17 protein-coding genes, 1 tRNA gene and 1 pseudogene are annotated in these 21,646 nt (G+C 56.0%); 2 read left to right on the forward strand and 17 right to left on the reverse strand.

Translation table 11 applies throughout. The features are described 5' to 3' along the window. Both ABVT36_RS05885 and ABVT36_RS05890 read left to right on the forward strand, forming a co-directional pair. The coding region (locus ABVT36_RS05885; RefSeq protein WP_368455719.1) for an IS30 family transposase at window positions 1-340 on the forward strand (340 nt) is incomplete at its 5' end. A gap of 246 nt (window positions 341-586) precedes the next feature. Beyond that, a pseudogene (locus ABVT36_RS05890) lies at window positions 587-1,032 on the forward strand (IS5 family transposase); the annotation flags it as partial. A gap of 302 nt (window positions 1,033-1,334) precedes the next feature. Here ABVT36_RS05890 and ABVT36_RS05895 read toward each other — a convergent pair. The 17 genes from ABVT36_RS05895 to ABVT36_RS05975 form a co-directional block, all read right to left on the reverse strand. After that, window positions 1,335-1,411, reverse strand: a tRNA-Pro gene (locus ABVT36_RS05895). Window positions 1,412-1,544: 133 nt separating this feature from the next. After that, complete coding sequence (locus tag ABVT36_RS05900; RefSeq protein ID WP_368455720.1) at window positions 1,545-1,901, reverse strand: MerR family transcriptional regulator; 357 nt, start codon at window positions 1,899-1,901, stop codon at window positions 1,545-1,547. Further along, a complete protein-coding gene (gene ihfA / locus ABVT36_RS05905; RefSeq protein ID WP_367152096.1) occupies window positions 1,879-2,187 on the reverse strand; it encodes an integration host factor subunit alpha in 309 nt (102 codons plus the stop codon). The genes ABVT36_RS05900 and ihfA overlap by 23 nt, the downstream gene beginning before the upstream one ends. A gap of 146 nt (window positions 2,188-2,333) precedes the next feature. Next, a complete protein-coding gene (gene pheT, locus ABVT36_RS05910) occupies window positions 2,334-4,727 on the reverse strand; it encodes a phenylalanine--tRNA ligase subunit beta (RefSeq protein WP_368455721.1) in 2,394 nt (797 codons plus the stop codon). Between the two features lie 96 nt (window positions 4,728-4,823). Then, window positions 4,824-5,837 (reverse strand): phenylalanine--tRNA ligase subunit alpha, encoded by a 1,014-nt coding sequence (gene pheS, locus ABVT36_RS05915; protein WP_368455722.1) that lies wholly within the window; start codon window positions 5,835-5,837, stop codon window positions 4,824-4,826. A 275-nt stretch (window positions 5,838-6,112) separates the two neighbouring features. After that, on the reverse strand, window positions 6,113-6,472 hold the full coding sequence (gene rplT, locus ABVT36_RS05920) for a 50S ribosomal protein L20 (RefSeq protein ID WP_367152101.1): 360 nt from the start codon (window positions 6,470-6,472) through the stop codon (window positions 6,113-6,115). 47 nt (window positions 6,473-6,519) lie between these two features. Continuing rightward, complete coding sequence (gene rpmI, locus ABVT36_RS05925) at window positions 6,520-6,714, reverse strand: 50S ribosomal protein L35 (RefSeq protein ID WP_020413351.1); 195 nt, start codon at window positions 6,712-6,714, stop codon at window positions 6,520-6,522. 138 nt (window positions 6,715-6,852) lie between these two features. Next, a complete protein-coding gene (gene infC, locus ABVT36_RS05930) occupies window positions 6,853-7,392 on the reverse strand; it encodes a translation initiation factor IF-3 (RefSeq protein WP_367152116.1) in 540 nt (179 codons plus the stop codon). Between the two features lie 29 nt (window positions 7,393-7,421). Beyond that, entirely contained in the window at window positions 7,422-9,353 is a 1,932-nt protein-coding gene (gene thrS / locus ABVT36_RS05935) for a threonine--tRNA ligase (RefSeq protein WP_368455723.1), read from the reverse strand. A gap of 767 nt (window positions 9,354-10,120) precedes the next feature. Further along, complete coding sequence (locus tag ABVT36_RS05940; protein ID WP_368455724.1) at window positions 10,121-11,491, reverse strand: glutamate decarboxylase; 1,371 nt, start codon at window positions 11,489-11,491, stop codon at window positions 10,121-10,123. Between the two features lie 401 nt (window positions 11,492-11,892). Then, entirely contained in the window at window positions 11,893-13,416 is a 1,524-nt protein-coding gene (locus ABVT36_RS05945) for an efflux transporter outer membrane subunit (RefSeq protein ID WP_368455725.1), read from the reverse strand. Continuing rightward, on the reverse strand, window positions 13,394-14,506 hold the full coding sequence (locus ABVT36_RS05950) for an HlyD family secretion protein (RefSeq protein ID WP_368455726.1): 1,113 nt from the start codon (window positions 14,504-14,506) through the stop codon (window positions 13,394-13,396). The genes ABVT36_RS05945 and ABVT36_RS05950 overlap by 23 nt, the downstream gene beginning before the upstream one ends. 23 nt (window positions 14,507-14,529) lie before the next feature. Beyond that, entirely contained in the window at window positions 14,530-14,742 is a 213-nt protein-coding gene (locus tag ABVT36_RS05955) for a DUF1656 domain-containing protein (RefSeq protein WP_368455727.1), read from the reverse strand. Continuing rightward, window positions 14,739-16,949, reverse strand: a complete 2,211-nt coding sequence (locus ABVT36_RS05960) for an FUSC family protein (RefSeq protein WP_368455728.1) — start codon at window positions 16,947-16,949, stop codon at window positions 14,739-14,741. The genes ABVT36_RS05955 and ABVT36_RS05960 overlap by 4 nt, the downstream gene beginning before the upstream one ends. 163 nt (window positions 16,950-17,112) lie before the next feature. Further along, window positions 17,113-18,171, reverse strand: a complete 1,059-nt coding sequence (glsA, locus tag ABVT36_RS05965; RefSeq protein WP_368455729.1) for a glutaminase A — start codon at window positions 18,169-18,171, stop codon at window positions 17,113-17,115. Then, window positions 18,162-19,403, reverse strand: a complete 1,242-nt coding sequence (locus ABVT36_RS05970; protein ID WP_368455730.1) for a DcaP family trimeric outer membrane transporter — start codon at window positions 19,401-19,403, stop codon at window positions 18,162-18,164. The genes glsA and ABVT36_RS05970 overlap by 10 nt, the downstream gene beginning before the upstream one ends. A 108-nt stretch (window positions 19,404-19,511) precedes the next feature. Then, window positions 19,512-21,026 carry an amino acid permease gene (locus tag ABVT36_RS05975; RefSeq protein WP_368455731.1) on the reverse strand — a complete coding sequence of 505 codons (1,515 nt, stop codon included), beginning with the start codon at window positions 21,024-21,026 and terminating at the stop codon, window positions 19,512-19,514. Window positions 21,027-21,646: the final 620 nt, after the last annotated feature.

Consider the following 21,646-nt stretch of genomic DNA (forward strand, 5'->3'; position numbering starts at 1 on the left):
AGAGGCAGCTGTTGTGGGCATGAAGGCCCTGAAATCGAAGGTCAAAACCATTACCTTTGATAACGGTTTGGAGTTTTCGGAGCACGAAAAAATTGGCGATGGGCTTGGCGCCGATGTCTACTTCGCTCATCCGTATGCTTCCTGGGAGCGTGGGATCAACGAAAATACCAACGGCCTAATCCGACAGTATTTTCCTAAAGGCACTGACTTCAATGAAGTCACGGATGAAGAGGTGCAAGCAGTGATGGATCGACTCAACGACCGTCTGAGAAAGACGAGGGGTTGTCGATCGCCAAACGAACTATTGATGGGGCAGCGAGCAGATTTACTCTCTGCGTAACGAAATTGCAGTTATTACTTGAAACCGAGACTATTAATCGATTATAGTTTAACATCTTGAATTTCCCTTTAAATAAACAGCCTGAGTTCAGGCTATTGTATTGTATTCCAGTATTTATTTTTCATCCAACGCACCCTTTATGAGCATCTGAATCTTTGTGCTTCTGTCATCTTCCCAGCTATTTTCTTGAGCCCTTAAAATAGTCGGAGAGCTTATCTTTTACCGAATAACTTTTAGCAGTTCAAAATTATCGAACACCTGCTGCCTTTACAGCGAGGTAACGTCAAAATACCGAATATCCAGGTCATAAACGCTGTTTTGTACGTGGCTGAGCATGGTTGTAAGTGGCGAGGGCTGCCTGAGCACTTTGGTAATTGGCACAGCATCTACACCCGTGTAAATCGCTGGGCTAAAAATGGTGTATTGGATCATGTCTTTGGTGTCCTTCAAGATGCCGATGTGATCAACATTCAAGTGGATGAAGTTTCTTTGGACAGTACGATCACTCAAGTCCATCCAGACGGCACAGGCGCATTAAAAAAAACGGCCCACAAGCCATTGGAAAATCAAGACGTGGATGGTCAACTAAGATTCACATGGTAGCGGCAGATGACCGCACTGCGCTGACCTTTTCCTTGTTCCCCGGTCAATCTGGCGATGCGCCAGAGGGCCGTAAATTGCTGAAGAGGCTAGAAAACTCAGGCCAACCTTCCATGAAGTCCGAGCATTGGCTTCACATCTACTGAAGAAGTCAGGTCACAGCCCGGAGGCTATTGCTGAAATTTGCGCCCATACTGACGCAGAAATCACCGAAAACTTCTACCTCTCAGGGCATGAGAGAGAATACGTGAATGTGGGGATCAATATAGATTCCAAACTGCTCAATCGGAAGTGATTGAGAGTTTTTGTACGGGGTTTTTGTACGCTTGAGGGGTGGTTTTTGTACGCTCAATGCGAGAACTCGTCTGAAACCCGCATGGCATAAGGCTTTGAATGGTCGGAGTGGCCGGATTTGAACCGACGACCACCACACCCCCAGTGTGGTGCGCTACCAGGCTGCGCTACACTCCGACAAGGAAAAATCAGCTCTCAGAAACTTTCCTAAGTACTTGATTTTAAAGGGCTCGAACTGCTTCGAGGCGCAAATCATACAGCAGTGACCGGGGATTGCAAGCCCATATTCACCTGTTTTGATCCACGGGGGTCAGGCCTCCAGCAAACGGGCCACGTCCTCCAGCTCGGCAATGAGCTGGGGCAGGATCTTTTGCAGATGCACTTTGTCAACTTTCTCACCACCGGATTCCATTTGCAGACGGGCTCCGCCAATGGTGTAGCCCTCTTCGTACAGCAGGGCACGGATCTGCCTGATAAGAATGACGTCCTGGTGCTGATAGTAGCGGCGGTTGCCGCGGCGCTTGACAGGGCTGAGCTGGGGAAATTCCTGCTCCCAGTACCGCAGCACATGGGGCTTTACCGCACACAGCTCGCTCACTTCACCAATGGTGAAATAGCGTTTACCGGGAATGGTTGGTAGTTCGCTATTGTGACTTGCTTCCAGCATTTTCTTCTACTCGTGCCTTGAGTTTTTGTCCCGGTTTGAACGTCACGACGCGTCGCGCGGAGATGGGGATCTCCTCACCAGTCTTGGGGTTGCGGCCGGGCCGCGGGCTTTTGTCCCGCAGATCGAAGTTGCCGAAACCGGACAGTTTTACCTGCTCGTTATTTTCCAGCGAGTCGCGGATCTCCTCGAAGAAGTACTCGACGATCTCCTTGGCCTCGCGCTTGTTAAAACCCAGCTGTTCGTACAGTTTTTCGGCGAGTCCGGCCTTGGTCAGTGCTTCTGTCATCGGTTTCTGCCCACAGGTTTGGGCGTCGACTCCAGATCGGAAGCCTAAATCATGGCGGCTTGCCTCCCGGTAGCGGACGCTCTGGGGTACCCCAACCCGCTGCTCCAGCGGATTGGGCAGCCTGCGCTCCGATACCTCGCCACCGACTAGCGCAAACTGGCGTTATATTTTTGTTTTAATTGTTCGAATACCGCATCCACCGCGGTATTGATTTCGTCATCGTTAAGGGTGCGCGACGGATGCTGAAACGTCAACCCCAAAGCGACACTTTTTCTATTGAAATCAATACCTTTGCCCCGATAGACATCAAAAATCTTGAGGTCGGTCAAGGTTTCACCGGCAGTTTCGACAGCTGTTTCGACCAAGTCGGAGGATTCCACCTGGGCGTCAATCAGCAGGGACAGGTCGCGGCGCACCTCTGGAAACCTGGACATCGGCTGGAAGCTGGGCAGATGCGCCTCGCCCAGGGCCTCCAGGCTCAACTCGAACACAAACGCGCTTCTGGGCAGGTCCAACTGCTTTTGCAGTTGCGGGTGCAGGGCGCCCAGTACACCCACGGGCCGGTCTTTTCGCAGTACCTGAGCACACTGGCCGGGGTGGAGGGCCGGGTGAGTGCCGGCGACGAAGCGGAACTCGTCGGCGTTGCCTTTGTAGTGCCGCAGCAACGCCTCGACATCGGACTTGATATCGTAGAAGTCCACCAGGTCTTTGTCGCCGGTCCAGTTTTCCTCATCGCGGCTGCCATAGATTAGGCCCGCCAGCATCGGCTCCTGATGCAGCCCCTCGGTGCCTTGGCCACCATCGGGAACGAAGCGAAGGCCAGACTCAAACAGGCGCACCCTGCCCTGCTGGCGATTGAGGTTGTACTGCAGGGCTTTGCACAATCCCGGCAAGAGGGAGCTGCGCATCACCGCCAGGTCAGCACTGATAGGGTTCTGCAGGGCTACCGGCTCCACCCCGGGATCGAACAAGGTGGCCGTCGCGCGATCGATAAAACTAAAGCTGATGGCTTCATGATATTCGCGCGCCAACAGGGTCTGGTGCAGTGCATCCCCACTGACTGCAGACTCCTGCTGGGGCAGGACATCCAGCGCAGCGGAGAAGCTGACGCTGGGGATTCGGTTGTAACCGTAGACCCGCGCCAGTTCTTCCAGAAGATCGCTCTCGATGGCGATATCGAAACGGAAACTCGGTACGGCGAAAGACCAGCCGTCGGCGGTCTTTTCCAGTAGCTCCAGGCCCAGGCGGGTTAAGATATCGACGATCTGCTCATCTGTAAGCGCAACGCCCAGCCCCGCCTCTACCCTGGCCCTGCGCAGGTGGATACGGCGTTCGGCGGGCATTACTTCGACCAGTTCGCGCAGGTGCACAGGCCCGGGCTGGCCGCCGACGATTTCCAACAGCAATTGGGTAGCGCGCTCCATGGCCCGCTCTTGCAGTCGGTAGTCCACACCGCGTTCGAAGCGGTGGGAAGAATCGGTGTGCAGGCCGTAGGAACGGGCCTTGCCGGCAATGGCCAAGGGACTGAAGAAGGCGCTCTCCAACAGGATATGTTGGGTGCCCTTTGTCACCGAGGTGTCCAGCCCGCCCATGATTCCGGCCATCGCCAGTGGCTTTTCCTCATCGGCAATCACCATGGTGCCTTCCTGCAGAGCGACTTTCTGGCCATCCAGCAAGGTCAGCTCCTCCCCGGCGGCGCACATGCGCACTTTGATACCTCCGGCAAGCTTCTCCAGATCAAAGGCGTGCATGGGCTGGCCGAGTTCCAGCAACACGTAATTGGTGACGTCGACCACCGGATCAATACTGCGCAGGCCGCTCCGGCGCAGGCGTTCCCGCATCCACAGCGGTGTCTGGGCACTGATGTCGATATTGCGAATCACACGACTCACATAGCGGGGGCAGGCGGATTCGGCCAACAGCGATACCGGCAGACTGTCGTCTATCTGCGCAGCAACCGGGTGGATTTCCGGGCCCTGCACAGTACAGCGGTTCAGAACACCAACCTCGCGAGCGATTCCTGCGATGCTCAGGCAGTCAGCGCGGTTGGGTGTCAGGTCCACTTCGATGGCGTTGTCGTCGAGTTGCAGGTACTCGCGCAGATCCCTGCCCACCGGGGCGTCCTGGGGCAGCTCCCAGAGCCCATCGCTGTCATCGCCGAGTGCTAGTTCGGTCTGTGCGCAGAGCATACCGAAGCTCTCGACACCGCGCAGCTTGGCTTTTTTGATCTTGAAATCACCGGGCAGCCTGGCGCCCACCAGAGCAAAAGGAATTTTGATACCGGCACGGGCATTGGGAGCACCGCACACCACCTGCATTTCTCCGTCGGGGTTGCCGGCCACCTTGCAAACCCGCAGCTTGTCCGCATCCGGGTGGGGTTCACAGGCGACGATTTCACCGACGACCACTCCAGAGAAGTCACCCGCAACCGCATCTACGCCATCCACTTCCAGGCCGGCCATGGTAATTTGATCGGCCAGTTCCTGAGTGGTGAGTTTCGGGTTTACCCATTCCCGCAGCCAGGAATCACTGAATTTCATAATAGGTTCTCTTTGTCCGTTCCCGCAGCGCTCTGTTTAGCGCCGGCCGCCCAGTGGCTCGCTTCACCGCCACCGGCATCAAATTCCCGACTGGCATCAAAACTGCCGGAGGAAGCGCAGATCATTGTCGAAAAACAGGCGCAAATCGTTGACGCCGTAGCGCAGCATGGCGAGACGCTCCACACCCATACCGAAGGCGAATCCGGAGTATTCATCGCTGTCGATATTGCAGGATGCAAACACATTCGGGTGCACCATGCCGCAACCCATCACTTCCAGCCAGCCGGTGCCGGAACAGACGCGACAACCCTCACCACCACAGGCGGTGCACTGGATATCCACCTCGGCGGAGGGCTCGGTGAAAGGGAAATAGGACGGGCGAAACCGCACCGGTACATCGGCTTCGAAAAACGCTTTTAGGAATTGATCCACACAGCCCTTTAGGTGCGCGAAACTTACGCCCCTGTCCACTACCAGCCCCTCTACCTGGTGGAACATGGGCGAGTGGGTGAGATCTGAATCGCAGCGGTATACGCGACCGGGGCAGATAATCCGGATTGGCGGTGCGGTTTTTTCCATAGTGCGAATCTGCACCGGGGATGTATGGGTGCGCAGCACCGTGGAGGGATCGATATAGAAGGTATCGTGCATGGCCCGCGCCGGGTGGTGGGCGGGTATATTGAGCGCCTCGAAATTGTGATAGTCGTCTTCCACTTCCGGTCCCTTCTCTACCGAGAAGCCGAGCCGGACGAACAGCTCTTCTATACGCTTCATTGTCCGGGTCACGGGGTGCGCATTGCCCTGGCGGGTGCCCCGACCCGGCAGAGTCACGTCGATTTTCTCCTCGGCCAGCTTGGCGGCGATAGCCGCCTGCTCCATCTCTGTGCGGCGGGCGTTGATGGATTCCTGCACCTGCTGCTTGGCTTCATTGATTTTTGCGCCAGCCGCGGGGCGTTCATCCGCGGACAGTTGGCCCAGCCCTTTCAGCAAGGCGGTGAGGTGGCCTTTTTTGCCGAGGTAATCGACTCTCACCTGATCCAGTACCGGCAGACTGTCAGCCTGCCTGACCAGCGCCAGCGCCTGATCCACAAGGGGCTGCAAATTTTGCATCGAACTGTTCCCAACTCAATTCTATTGACGTTATAAACCCGGCAAACCCATAGATGATGCCTCAGCAATGGGGTTATCGCCCTTGAATTCCCACGCGATTACTCGCAATCCGCCTTCCTTCTATGGCTATGGCGTGCACCGGTCTGCGCCCGGTGGAAGCCGGATAGTCATTTCCTTGGGGCGGCGGTGCCTCAAGCGATACCGGACAAAAAAATAGGGAAGGGCCATTACAACCCTTCCCTATTTCTATCTCAGCTATTCGGCTGAGGTACAACTCAGGCGGCCAGGGCTGCCTTGGCTTTTTCAACTACGGCGGCAAATGCGGCCTTGTCGTAGACAGCCAGATCCGCCAGTACGCGGCGGTCCAGGGCAATATCCGCCCTTTTCAGACCGGCGATCAGGCGGCTGTAGCTCAAACCTTCAGCGCGGGACTGGGCGTTGATACGCGTGATCCACAGGGCGCGGAAGTTGCGCTTCTTGACTCGGCGATCGCGGTAAGCGTATTGACCGGCCTTGATAACCGCCTGCTTGGCTACGCGAAACACACGCGAACGCGCGCCATAGTAGCCTTTGGCCTGCTTCAGAATTTTCTTGTGACGACGACGCGCCTCTACACCACGTTTTACACGGGCCATGATTCTATCCTCTTAAAACTATGCACTCTTTCTCTGCAGGGGACCAATTACTTGGCGCGCAGCATGCGGTCGACCAACCCGGCGTCAGACTTGTTCATGGTCTGAGTACCACGCAGCTGGCGCTTGCGCTTGGTGGTCATTTTGGTGAGGATATGGCTCTTGTTGGCGTGCTTGTGCTTATAGCCCGCAGCCGTCTTTTTGAAGCGCTTGGCGGCGCCACTATGGGTTTTTGCTTTCGGCATTTTGTACTCCAGTAAAAAACACAGCCCCGTGGGGCCAGGACTTGATTACCGCCGGCATATCCGGCGGCGGATTGAGAGTGAGTAGGCAGCCGTCGCCCGATCACTTCTCCAGTGGGAGCGGAGACGATTCTCCGATCCCTACTTCTTCTTCCTGGTCGGCGCGATGACCATAATCATCTGCCGGCCTTCCAGCTTGGGTCTCTGCTCGACCGTACCCAGTTCTTCCAGGTCCTTTTCGATGCGCTGCATCATTTCCATGCCCAGTTCCTGGTGGGCCATTTCACGGCCGCGAAAGCGCAGGGAAACCTTCGCCTTGTCACCCGCCTCCAGGAAACGGGTCAGGTTGCGCAGCTTTATCTGGTAGTCACCGATATCGGTGCCCGGCCGGAACTTCATTTCCTTGACCTGTTGCTGCTTTTGTTTCTTCTTGGCAGCATTTTTGGCCTTTTTGGCCTCAAATACATGCTTGCCATAGTCCATGATCTTACAGACCACGGGATCGGAGTCCGCGGCAATTTCAACGAGATCCAGACTGGCCTCCTGGGCCGCCTCGAGCGCCTGTTCCAGGGAAACAATGCCCACCTGTTCTCCATCGGCGCCGATAAGGCGTAGCTGGGATGCCTCTATCTGGTCGTTAATGCGGGCCTTCTTGGACCGCCCCTTACTCTCTCGTTTAATAGTTGTCGTCTCCTGTTACCCAAATAAAGTCAGCTCTGGCTATCGTCGCCGGATTGGCCATAGCGACCCACATCCCGCTCGAGGATCTCCAGAAATGACTCAAAAGTCATGGTTCCCAGGTCCTCACCGCTGCGTGTCCGAACGGCGACCGTCTGACTCTCCACTTCCTTATCGCCGATCACCAACAGATAAGGGACACGCTGAAGCGTGTGCTCGCGGATTTTAAAGCCGATCTTCTCGTTTCTCAAGTCAGCTGTGGCACGATATTGCAAACTACCCAGACGGGCCTCCAGGTCGCGGCAGTACGGGGCCTGGCGGTCGGTAATGTTCATGATGGCCACCTGCTGGGGTGCCAGCCAGGTGGGAAAGGCCCCTTCGTAATGCTCTATCAGTATGCCGATAAAGCGCTCGAAGGACCCCAGTGCCGCCCGGTGCAGCATCACCGGCACCTGGCGGGAGCCGTCTTCGGCCACATACTGGGCATCCAGGCGGCCGGGCATGGAGAAATCCACCTGAATGGTGCCGCACTGCCAGACCCGCCCGAGACAGTCCTTGAGTGAGAACTCGATTTTGGGGCCATAGAAGGCCCCCTCCCCCGGCAGCTCCTCCCAGGGCAGACCGGCGGCGTCCAGCGCCTGGGCCAGGGCCTTCTCCGCCTTGTCCCAGCTCTCATCGGAGCCCACGCGCTTGTCCGGGCGGGTGGAGAGGCGGTAGATGACGTCATCAAAGCCAAAGTCCCTGTAGATCGAATGCAGCAGGTCCATAAAGTCGGAAACCTCCGACTGGATCTGGTCTTCCGAACAGAAAATGTGACCGTCATCCTGTACGAATCCACGCACGCGCATCAGGCCGTGCAGGGAGCCGGATGGCTCACTGCGGTGGCAGGAGCCAAATTCGGCCAGGCGCAAGGGGAGATCCCGGTAGCTGCGCAGCCCCTGGTTGAACACCTGCACATGGCAGGGGCAGTTCATGGGCTTGATGGCAAACTGGCGCTCCTCGCTGGTGAGGGTAAACATATCGTCGCCAAACTTGTCCGCGTGGCCGGATTTGCGCCACAGGCTGAAATCCACCAGTTGCGGGGTCTTGATCTCTTTATAGCCGTACTCGCGCTGACGGCGGCGCATATACTGCTCGATGGTGCTGTATATGGTCCAGCCGTTGGGGTGCCAGAACACCATGCCGGGCGCCTCTTCCTGGATATGAAAGAGGTCAAATTTCTTCGCCAGCTTGCGGTGATCCCGCTTCTCCGCTTCCTCGATACGGTGCAGGTAGGCCTTCAGGTCCTTCTTGCTGGCCCAGGCGGTGCCGTAAACCCGCGTCAGCATCTCGTTGTTGGCGTCACCCCGCCAGTAGGCGCCGGCCACCTTGGTCAGCTTGAATGCCTTCAACTTGCCGGTGGAGGGCACGTGGGGGCCGCGACACAGGTCTTCAAAGTCCCCCTGGCGATACAGGGAGATATCCTCATCACTGGGAATGCTGGCGATGATTTCCGCCTTGTACTCCTCCCCCATTTCACGGAAGTGTTGCACCGCTTCTCTGCGCGGCATCAGCCGGCGACTGACGGGGATATCCTGCTTCGCCAGCTCCTCCATACGCCGCTGAATTTTTTCCAGGTCCTCCGGGGTAAACTGGCGCTCGTAGGCGAAATCGTAATAGAAGCCGTCCTCGATCACCGGGCCAATGGTGACCTGGGCACCCGGGTACAACTGCTTGACCGCCTGGGCCAAAAGGTGGGCGGTGGAGTGCCGGATGATTTCCAGCCCCTCCGGCTGGCGGTCGGTGACGATGGCCAGTTGCACGTCCCGCTCTATAACATAGCTGGTATCGACTTCTGTGCCGTCGACCACGCCGGCGAGTGCGGCCTTGGCCAGGCCGGCCCCAATATCGCTGGCCACATCGTATACCGAAACCGGCTGGGAGAATTCACGGCGGGAGCCGTCAGGGAGGGTGACTACAGGCATGGTACTTCCTTCTGTTCAGTGGCGGTCCCTACCAAAGACCGCATGACTATCCGCTCCAGTGATGCCGGATCTATCCGGTTGGAGCCTTTTCATTTTGTTAGTTGGGCAAGCTATCTGGTTGCCAGACCATCTCACTATGGCTGGGGGGATGCCTGAACGACGCCCCCGGGCTCCGTCAGGACAAGAAGCCCAAGCCGGTGGAAACCGGCTATGGGGTATTCCACCCGGGCAGTTTACCAGAAACTTCCCGGCGAAATTAAACACAATTGCCAAAATCTGGGCGTAACTCGCAGTGGTCCGGTGGTTGGCGACCTCGGCACAGCGACTCTGGCCGCTAATCTGCGACTGCGAAACGGAGAACACTGAACAACAGGACTGGGAGAGGATTTTGGCGGGCTGCTGAAGAAGGGCTTTTCAGTGGCCTGGGGATGTCGGATAGAAGTTCGGCAACAGCGTCGGCGACAGCAGATCCGGAAGCACTAGCAGGCTGTTGAAAAAGTCCTTTTCAGCAGCCTGCTGTCCCGAACAGGGATGTTCGGGCCGCAAATCAAGCATGTAACTGCTTGATTTGTCGTGGAGGGTTTGCGGACATGAGCCGCAAACCCGGGTTGAGGGAAGCCAGGGAGGGCTTTCTCAACAACCTGCTAGGCTGGAGATTATATTCGCAGCCCCCAGTGCCCTATATTGCCGGATCAGGGATTGGCTGGCGGGGCCTGCAAGCAGCTCTTCAGCCGCTTGCAGGAAATGGCGATAGCCCTACCCCGCCGCTAACACTTACTGGGTGATACCTTGGTGTGATCGTGCAGCTTGGGTGGTGTGGCATTGCCCCCATGCTGCTTCAACCACTCGCAGGCGTTGACAATATCGTCGCGGAGGATATGCACACTGTCCCGGTTCAGGTGCGGCCGCACTACCACCCGCAGGGTGTTGACCGACTCCGCATCCGGCGGCATCGAATAGGCGGACAGGACCCAGCCGCGCTCCCGCACCTTGGCGGACACATCGTATTCATTGAAGTTGAGGCCGTCCTTCAGGGTCAGCGCCACCACAGGAATGCGCTGGGTTTTATTCATAATCTCGAAGAAACCGCTGTCCACCAGCTCCTTGCGCAGCCAGTCCGCATTGTCCACCGTGCGCTGCATCACATCCTTGTAGCCGGAGAATCCCAGGCGGAGAAAATTGTAGTACTGGTGGGCCACCGGCGCCGCGCCGCGGCTGAAATTCAGTGTGGCGGTGGGCTGCTCACCGCCCAGATAGTTGACATAGAAAATCAGGTCTTCGTTGAACACCTTGTCATCGCGGAAGATCACCCAGCCCAGCCCCGGAGGCACCAGCCCGTACTTGTGCCCGGAGGTGTTGATGGACTGCACCCGCGGCAGGCGAAAATCCCATTTGTAATCCGGGTAGAGAAAGGGATTGATAAAGCCGCCGGAAGCGCCGTCGATATGCAGGGGGATTGAGATTCCGGTCTTGGCCTCATAGTCGTCCAGCCATTTGTGGATACCTTCAAAATCATCGTCCTCGCCGGTAAAAGTCTGCCCGGCGATGGCCACCACCGCGGTGGTGTTTTCATCCACAAACTCATCCAGTCGCTCGGCGGTCAAGCGGTAGTCCCCCACCTTTAGCGGCACTATGCGCGGCTCCACGTCGAAATAGCGCATAAACTTCTTCCACACTATCTGCACATTGCCGCCGGTGACAAGGTTCGGCTTGCTGCCGTCTTTGCCGGCCTTCTCCCGCGCCTGGCGCCAGTTCCACTTGTGCGCCAAACCGGCCAGCATACAGGCCTCGGATGAACCTATGGTGGCGGTGCCGTAGGGGGTGACATCGGCGGGTCCGTTCCACAGGCTGTGCAACCAGCGCACCATGCGCTTCTCCATCGCAAAAAGCTGCGGGTACATGTCGTGGTCAATATAGTTTTTGAGGTAATTGCGGAGTGCCACCTGTTCCGCTTCCGGTTCGTCGAAGGTGGTAACAAAGGAAGACAGGTTCATGGCCGGCTGGGCGTCGGTCCAAGCCTCGGCGTTGACCATGGCCTCAGCGGTCCGGGGGGCAACCCCCTCCGCAGGCATCTTATCTTCAGGGATATCGTGGTTGTACTGGTCGTAGGGGGTTTCATGGGAAGGCTGGGGTTTCATTTAGGGCTTCCTTGAATTTGCGCTGGGCCTGCTTGAAAAGTAGACCAGCCGCGGCCGGCATGGGCATCGGGAGACAAAATTTAGGTGTTTTTAGCGGCCAAAAAGCCCTGCGGGACTGTCGCTTTCTCCAGCCGGCCCGGGACGCACATGGACCTCTAAAATGGCGTGAAATAACGCTTTTGATCAGGCGAACAAAAGCTGTACAGCTTAACGCCACACCCACCTATTCATAGTGGCGATGGCTTTCTTCCCTACCCACATTGCCGAGCTATGGCCACAGGAAAATAAAATGGACAGGCCCCACTGACAATCAGCTGACAAAAGCCTTTGCCGGCTTTACTCAACCGGGCCTTGCGACCCCAATATCCCCGCTGGAGACCGCTGCCCGCGGACTGGACCCACTACCGGAGCCATTTGTCCCAGTAACCTGTGCGCCTCTGCATTTCCTCAATGACCGATTCCGGCAGCAGCTCGATGGGCGTACGATCTTCCCGTATCTGCCAGCCACCCCCCAGCGAGAGATATATCTGCACCAGGTTGCTGGCCACCAGGCCCTGGGTCACCGCCAGGGTGTCCTGCTGGGTGACATCCGAGGTCAGGGTTGTGATAACCGTGTTGAACTCTATAAGGCCATTGGTGTACTGGGATAGAGACAGGTTCACCGATTCCTTGGAGGCCTCTGCGGCCCTGGCATAGTAAATCAGCTGCTGCTGGGATTTTAGGTAGGCAACAATTGCATTTTCCGCGTCTACCTGGGCCTGTAAAACCGTCTGTTGGTAGTCTGCCAGAAGCTGCTGGAAAGTTGCGTCCTGCAGTCGCACATTGCTGCGCAGCCGGCCGTAGTTGAAGACATTCCACTCAAAATCAAACAGCAGGTCCCAGGTCTCGCTCTCCCCTTCAAACAGTTTCCCCGCGTCCATGGCCAGGGTGCCAATGGACCCACCGATGGAAAAAGTGGGGTAAAGCTCAGCCCTGGCGACACCAATCTGTGCCGCCTGCGCAGCCAGTAATCGCTCTGCCTGGCGAATATCCGGGCGCTGCCGCAGCAAATCCTGGGGCATACCCACCGCGATACGGGCTGGCACAGTGGGTATCCCGGAAAAACCGCCGAGAAGGTAGTTGAGATGGTGCGGAGGCTCGCCCAGCAGTATCGCCAGGGTATTTTTCAGCTGCTGTAGCGTGATCTCCAGATCCGGTACAGTTGCCTGGGTATTGCTCAGCAATGTCTGGGCCTGCTCCACATCCAGTGCGCTGACCTCCCCCGCCTCGAATTTCACCGTGGCGATCCGCAGGCTCTCCCGCTGCAGGCGAATATTTTCTTCGGCGACCTCCAGACGCCGCTGGGTAGTACGGATGTTGATATAGGTCTGCGCCACTTGCGCCACCAGGGAGACCAGAACCCCGTCGTAGTCGGCCATGCTGGCTTCGAAATCCGCGGACGCGGACTGCACCAGGCGCCGCAGCCGGCCCCACATGTCCAGCTCCCAACTGAGGTTAAAATCCAGGCTGAATTCGTTCTCGATCACTCCCGGCTCGTCCAGACCTTTTGAGCGCTCTGCGGATCCGGTAATCTGCTGCAACTGTGGATACTGATTGCCGATGGATATGGCCAGTTGCTGCTGGGCCTGCAATACCCGCAATGCGGCAGATCTCAGCTCCAGATTCTGGCTTATCGCCCCTGCGATCAGGTCGTCAAGCAGCGCATCGGAAAAGGCCGACTCCCACCAGAGGGGATTGACCGCATCTAAAGTGTCAATGCCGCTGTCGTCGCGGTACATCCAAAAATCCTCGACGGCCACGGGGGGGGGATGATAGTCCGGGCCCAGCATACAGCCGTAACCCGCCAGCAGGGAAAATACCCCCGCAAATGCGAAAAAGCGCGAAACCGCCCAACAACGCGATTCAGGGTTCCGGCGCCATTTCATCTTTTTTATCGGCTTTATCGGCATCCGCCGTGCCGCCCATAACGAACACCGAGCCGGTAAAGCCGACTATGAGCCTGACGGGGGGAGGAACCCTGGTCAAATGAATTCGGACCGGCACCCGCTGGGCGAGGCGAATCCACTCGAAGGTTGGGTTGACTTCTGGAAGCAGGTCGTTACCGGCGGTCCCATCCTGTTGCGCTATGCCCCAGCCGATACTGTCCACATAGCCTTCCAGAGGGTTGTCCGGATAGGCCATTAGTGTCACCACGGCGCGGTCCCCGGGCGCAATACGGCGAATAAAAGTTTCCCGGAAGTAGCCGTCCACCCAGTAACTGTTGGAATCCACCAGCGCCATTGCGGGCTGGTTGGCCACCGCCTGGTCGCCGTAACGAAAGTCCACGTTGGTCACATAGCCGGATACGGGCGCGGTCACGGTGGTATATTCCAGGTTGAGTTCCGCCTGGCGCAAAGCGGCCAGCGCTGCCCTCAGGCTCGGGTTATTCTGCCCGAGCGCCCCGAGTTGAGCCCTGGCCTGCTCCAACTCCGCCCTGGACTGCTCGGAGGTAGCCTGGGATTCCACCAGCGCCGCCTCCGCACCGATGCGATTCTCCACCGATGAGTCGTACTCGGCTTGAGCGGCTTCCAGGGACTTTTGTGAAGTGGCGCGCAGCGGTAACAATTGTTGCTGACGTTCAAATTCCGCTTTGGCCTTGACCACCTCCGCCTCCAGCGCCTTGATATTGCTGCGCGCCTGCTCTACCGCTGCGTCGGACTCCCGCACCCTGGCCTCGTAGGCAAAGACATTTTGTCTCTGCGCCTCATAGGTATCGAGGGATTCCTCGTACTCCGCCCTGGTTTCCGCCAATGCCGCCTCGAAGGAGCGCGGGTCTATCTGAAACAGCAGGTCTCCCGCCTCGACGAACTGGTTATTCTTGACAGGCAGATCCACAATCTGCCCTGACACTCTCGGTGTAATCTGGATAACCTCCGCCTGCACCTGGCCATCCCTGGTCCAGGGATTTTTTAAATAATTCCACAGCTGTGCGAGCAACATCAGCAGTGCAATAAGAATCAGACCTCCTGTTAACATATATTTCTTTGAAAAGCGCATTGCTAAATACCCACAAAAACCTTTCCTATCACAATTGCATAGATGACGCTCATCGCAACAATAGCGGCAGGAGGGTTTGCAAAGTATCTGGAAATCCGATAGCGGTCCAAACTGCGTGCAGTCAATAACGCTGCCAGCAATCCCAGAAGACCAGACAACAACAGTGGTGAAAAATAGACCTCGCCTATTGCCAATTCGTGGGGTACACTATTCACTTTGCCGCCTCATTCAAGTTAAAAAATCTAGGCTGGCAAAATTCGTCCCAATTAATTTCTTTGAATAATTCAAGTACTTCCAATAAAAAAATATTGATATACTGAGTAATACCCAGAAAATACAGAAATTTGATTATCTTACCGTGCTCACCGGGATCATCTTTAGCGTTAAAGAATAATTTATCAGTGGAAAAAGTTTCACTTTTAAAAAGCTTGGCATACTGCTCCTTAAGTCGCTCAGTATCTAAATCTGCTTTACTGGACGATAAATTCAACATTGTTTGACTGGTAAGCGCCCTCCATTGTAGAACCTCATTGGCGATTTTATTTGATGCTATTAAAGGGCCTCTATTTCTATCCAACTCATAAAAAGTATTAACCTGATTGCCAAGCAGGATAACCAGCTTAACTATTTTACGCAGCTGTTCTTCGGTCATGGAATTTGTATCTTTTACATCGATACCGTTTACCCAATATTTAAGTGTCTCCCTGGTTTTTAGAACCACATTGATGTGGTACTGAATAATTAATCGCCGTAAAAAATTAAATTTTGATACAGGCGTAAAATTTTTGTCTGAGAGCAGATAAGCAGCACTAGCAAAAAAGCGCCTTATAATCTGCCTGAATTTATTTTCCGGAATTAGTGAAAACGGTATATTTTTCACTATCCCAAGTATGGAAAAAATTATTAAAATTGCGAAAACCAAATCCAAAACAGCAAGAAAACTGTATTCTTGTTGATTACTTAAATTGAATACATTTTGCGAAAAAAGCAAAGCCATTAATTTTACGAAAGGCTGGCTTTTAAAAAACAAATCAGAAAAGTAACCAACACTAAAAAACCATAGAAATAGTATTGGACCCAATGCAAAATAGCTGGAGAGCTTTGGAAATAGAAAGAAATATAAAGGTGCGGCAGCCATGCAGGCTAAAATTGTAGTTAAGCATTGCACGGAAAGGCTTGACATGGGTTTTGTAGCCATCAAAGCCCCCATAACCCCGGTAAGGGTTATCACCAACATACCATCAACCAGATCGGGAATATAGATATACGCGAGATAGGCGATCCATATGCCCAAAACAGCGCGAATTACTGTGGCAATCCTATCGGGAGTGGGCATAAAAAATGAAAACCAGTTGCTTTTGGTTTCGTCCGGATATTTTAAATATGAGCTTCCCGGCTCACTGATATCAACTATAGAGCGGCCAAGAGATCGGGTGTCTATCTCAAGCTTTTTTAATCTCAGGTAAGTAACTGATAAGGCTGCTGCCTCGAAGGTGGGCAGGGATTTTATCTTGTTGATATTTTCCTCTATTGTATGACCTTTTGAACTTCCGGGAAACTCTAGCTTTTTATTCTGGGTGAAGAAAGTATAAATTTGTGTGAACCACACTCCCAATTCCCTGGAGAGGTTCTTTATATTTGGAAGGAAATCCGGTATATAAAGCCGTTTTGTTATTGCCAGGCTCTCCTCGAACTTCAGCAATGCCTGGGTGACCACTGTTGCCCGGCTGCCATAGTGACGCCATTGCCGACGGGACTCCCAGATTTCATAGCTGTCAACGCTGGCATCCTCTATGGCGCTGCGCAACTGCGCATCCGCCTGTATTAGATCCAGGCGTTGCTGGGAAAGATCCCTGGTCTTGTGCCGGTCGTAGATTTTGGAAAAACAACGGCTGCTGAATTCACATTGCTGTTCCGCGAGCTCGATTGATGCTTTATCCAGCTCCGGTCGACTTCGGTTGGGCCATATCAGGACGGCAACAAGGCTGTAGACAACGACACCTAACAGCGTCTCCTGTATCCGCAGGATTCCCTTTTCAAACGTCAGGGAAAAGTCACCGCCGGTCGCATCCCATAAAACCAGGGTAACGAATGCTCCGACGGTCCAGAAATATTCGAATTTTGATTCCTGCAGGAAGTAAATACAGATCCCGACCCAACTGGACAAGGCGATCATAAAGAGCCAGCGGTCCTGGGGAAAAATTCCGAAAATCGTCCAGGACACCAGCAGTGCAACAATGGTGCCGCCTATTCGCATAAAGGCGCGGTTGATGGATTGGCCGAGGTTTATCTGGCTGCACACCACCACCGCAAAGCCAGCCCAATACGGCTTGTCCCAGTCGAGCCCCAGGGCGACTCCGTAAACTATCGTCAGGGCCCCGGCAACCTTGATAGCTTCCTTGCTGCTACGTGAAATGGGCACTACTCTCTCCGGCCAAATTACCCGCACAGAGACAGCAGCTTTTAACCCCGGGGATCAGAGGAAAAACACAACTGGACTGCATAAGTCGCAGTTGTGCCAATCCTATGCCCGAAAAGTCAGACCGCTATGGTTTGACAATTGCCAACTCGCGGCTTGCGGGATCTTAGCTGCCGGCAGGCTCACTCTTAAACAGGTTGAGCCCCAGCGTCTCTGATAAAAACTTTGCTGCCATTTGCCCTTTTACACTATTGCCGGCTTCGTCAAGCGGTGGCGCGAAAGCGCCAATGCCCATTTTGCCCGGAGCCACAGCGATGATGCCACCGCCAACACCGCTCTTGCCGGGCAGTCCCACCAGCCACAGCCACTGGCCGGTACTGTCGTAGAGCCCCGCAGTAGCCATCACCGCCAGTATATGGCGCACCACTTCCGGCGATACGACGCGCTTACCGGTAACCGGGTTGGTGCCGCCATTGGCCAGGGTCGCAGCCATGGTGGCCAGGTCGCGGGCGGTGACATTCACCGAGCACTGGCGGGTATAGACTTCGGTGCTTTTGGTGGGCTCATCCCACATATGGTCATAGCTTTGCAGTAGTGTGGCGATAGCGCGGTTGTGCTGGTTGGTGTCCATCTCGGACTTGTAGACCGGCTCGTTGACCGATAGTGACCGCCCGGCGAAGGCGGACATATTGTCCAGTATGGCTTTCCATTTAGCGTCGAAATCGCCTTTGGGCTGAAGCAGGCTGACGGTGGCAATGGCGCCGGCGTTGACCAGTGGATTGACCGTACGGGCCGGTTCCAACTCGATGGCGATCACCGAGTTAAACGGCAGACCCGTGGCGTTGACGCCGATTTTTGACGGCAGCACATCAATTCCCTGCTGTTCCGCCACCAGCGCGGCGGTGAAGGGCTTGGAGGCGGATTCGATGGCAAACTCATAGCCGCTGTCACCGGTTTCGATCACGTCCCCGTTGACGGTCACCACAGCGACTCCATAGAGCTGCGATGGCACCTTGGCCAGTGCCGGTATATAAGAGGCGTTCTTGCCGTCCCGATTGCCCTTGAATTTATCGTGGGCCTGCTGCACCGCTTTCTGGATATCCGCCTTGGCAGGCTGGTGCGCATCCGCCGCCACACCGGTGGGAATCAGCAACAGGCAGAGAAGGAACAGTGCGTGTCGCCAAGCGGTCGTAGCGTTGAATGACAATGTGGTGGTTACTTCCATGATGATTGATCCCTCAATGTGTAGGAGAAGGAGTAACTGAACGAAAATTGCAGGCGCACATCCTCGGACTCAAAGCCGTCGGAGAAGTTATTGCGCTTGCCCCACTGCAGTTCAACGCCGCCCATTACCTGGGAGGTCGGGTAGTAGCGCAGATTGGCAGTGGCATAGCGGCCTTTGCTGAACGCGTCCGGTGCCTGGCCATTGGTATTGTCCATTTTCAGATAGGAATAGCCGATGCTGCTGCTCCACTTCTGATGCCACTTGTGGTCCAGGTAAACAGTGGCGCCCCACACCGGTAACACCTTGCCGATCACCGGCCGGCGCGCATCGCGAAAATTCAGTTTGGGCGCTATATCCACCGGTGCGTCGTTAAAATAGCTCTCCACTCCGGCCCCGCGCACCGCCTGCAGGCGCAGCACATTGCGATCGTCGGGCTTGACGTTGGAGCTGAGACTGATGCCCCAGCCGGTGTCGCTGCCACTCAGGTCAAGATCGTCGTCCCTATCCAGGTCGTCGTATTTAAAATAGCGGGCGATGGCCGCGACGCGCAGATAACCCCAGTCGGTCTTGTGCCTGTAGGCGGCGGACAGGTCCGGGCGCGGGAAACGCAGCTCCACGTCCGGGATATCGGAGCGATCGGCGAAAATCCCCTCATCGCCGGTGGCCCCCGGTCGCTCCAGCGCTATCACAAGCTCCCGGTCACCCTGCAGCGGCTGCCAGAAGGCCTGCACATTGCGGAAAAACAGCACCCCGTTGGGACCCCAGTAATCCAGGGTGTTGGGCACAACGTCCAGGTCCATAAAGGGACTCCAGAGCTGCCCGGCACCGAATTTCCCCAGTTGGCCATAGGCGAGCCTCAGGCGCGTCTGCGTCTGCCCGGCTTCATCGCCAACGCCGAACCAGTCGAATTCCACAGCCGTATAGAGCTTGCCACAGTCGGTGGGGGTAGTGACGTGCAGGCCCAGGCGCGTGGGGCGGACGCTGGCATAAAAATGGCCGTCGCGACCAAATTCACCCGGAAAGGACGGCAACTTGGAGGGGCGGTTCACATCGAACCAGTCGGGGTCGTTGGTCTGGAAATCGTAGATAAAATCTGCGTGGGCCGAACCGTAGATCTCCAGGGACATTTCTTCCGGAAGCTGCACCTGTGCCTGGGCACCCAGGGCTGTCCACAAGCCCGCCAGCAGCCACCAGGAGCACTGTTTGCGGATGCGTTTATTATACTGCTGCATTGCGGCCTCCTTGCCGACAAAAAAGAAACTTTCGCGCGACCGATACCCGGGGCGCCGGCGGCCTAAAATACCGGAATGCCCCGGCGCTCCTTCACCGCAAGGATAGCCCTAGCCCTCTTTGTGGAAGGACTTGTGCCCGTGTTCACCCCCGGCCTTCCAACCCGGCTTGCGCAGGGCGTAAATCAGCAGCGGCAGAGCCGTAAACACCACGGCACCGCCAGCCACCAGGACCACATACATGGCCGGGCTGCCCACCGGCAACTGGTCCGGTGGAAAGAAGGACACCACGAAGGCAAAGGCCACCGCCAAAAAGCCGATTCCGGCCACCAGCCATAAACCCGTCTTGCCGCCGGGAATACTAAAACTGCGCGGCAGGTCCGGCTGGGTGCTGCGCAGGCGAATGACCGCCGCATAGAGCAGCAGGTACATAATGATATAGAGGGTGACAGTCATCGCCGAGATCAGGAAGAAGGCAGTGCTGACATCCTTGATCACGAAATAGATGGACGAGATCAGAGTCACAATCAGGCCCTGGACCAGCAGGATATTGCGCTGCATGCCCTTGGCATTGGTGCGCTGCAACCAGGGGGGCAGCATGCCGTCCTGGGCGGTGGCCAGCAGGCCGCGGCTGGGCCCGGCGAGCCACGCCAGGGCGCCACCGACAGCACCGTAGCAAACCAGTATTGAGAGGATGTTCACCGGCCAGCCGACACCCATCAGCTTTTCGAAAGCCCGCTCGAAAGTGACAAACAGGCCGCTCTGCAGGGTGATATCGCTATAGGGCAGTATCGCCGCCAGGGCCAGGGCACCGAGAGTGAAAATGGCGAAGGACAGCAACGCCGCCAGTAAAATAGCCAGCGGATAGTCCCGCTTGGGATTGCGCATCTCCGCCGCGTGGGTGCCCTGGGCCTCCACCCCGGCGAAGTTCAGCAGTATGCCGCCAAGGAAAGCCAGAGAACCCAGCCCGGCCACATGGGGGAACCAGCGGGGGTGGTGTTTACCGCCGGTCTCGGTCACCGTCACCGCCGGGTCCGTGGTGGTCTCCCAGCCGATGGCGTTTCCATCCATCGCCCACCAGACCGCCAGCAACATCAATATAACGCCGGGAACCAGTGTGCCCAGCAGGAACCCCATCTTGGTCACCTTGGCCAGAAAGTCGGTGCCACTCAGAGCCACCAGTGTGGCGACCCAATACAGGATGATGCAGAAGAGGCCCACAAAAGTATTGTTTTCCGCCAAATTGGGCAGGCCTATGGCATAGGCGATAGCGGCGGCAGCGAAACTGAGGCCGGTGGGATACCAGACCACATTCTGTATCCACTGCAGCCAGATGGAGACAAAGCCCCACTTGGGACTGAAAGCCTCGCCCATCCAGGTGTAGACGCCGCCGGTGCGGTCGGCAAAAGCGCCACCCAGCTCAGCGGCCACCAGCCCTGCGGGAATCAAAAAGAGAAAGGTGGCGAAGCCGATATAGAAGAACATGGTGAGTTCTTCCTGCGCCATCATCGGCAGACCGCGCAAACTGGTCACCACTGTGGCGGCGGTCATAAAGCCCAGCGTGGCGGCGGTCAGGGTTTTGGTTCCGGGGCCGGATACCTTCGCGGCCTGCGCTTTGTCAGTCACATCAGTCCTCCTTGACTTCTTATCGAGCAAGGCGTCTCCAGCCTCTTTGTGATGCGGGCTTACGGCACAAGCCCCCTAAGTTTCCATGACAAGTCAAGCACAATTATCCGGAATTGCGAATGCGCCACTAGCGAGGCATGTCACGATTGGTTGTAGTTCACGGGGATTTGGAGAGGCGGTCGCTGCCAGGTTTGCCCTTCCCCACTGACTGACGGAGGCTACCTGCTCAGCCTGAAGAGAGGGAAATTGGGGATACAGGTCAGACGGCACCTTTCAGAAGTTATCCTGGTCGGAGCCTAGACCTCCAGGGTGTGGTATTGCCATATGCTGCTGCAATCACTCCCGAATATTGAGGATATTATTGGCGAGAATTGTCATGGTGTTCCGACCCAAAAGCCGACACAGGATCACCTTCAGAGAATTAACGCATTCCGCAATTGGAATCATCGGACAGGTAACACAGTAAAGGTTTGGTTTTTCTTGTCGCAAATTAAACTTTCAGCCCGCAAATATTCAAAAGCTTCTGAAGGTTACCAATTTCACAACCCCAGTCTTTCCCTATTGTAAAAAATAAAAGTGGAAAAACTATAAACTGAAAATGAATATTCCTTTTTCAAATC

It is taken from the genome of Microbulbifer sp. TYP-18 (genome assembly GCF_040932045.1).
Classification (GTDB): domain Bacteria; phylum Pseudomonadota; class Gammaproteobacteria; order Pseudomonadales; family Cellvibrionaceae; genus Microbulbifer.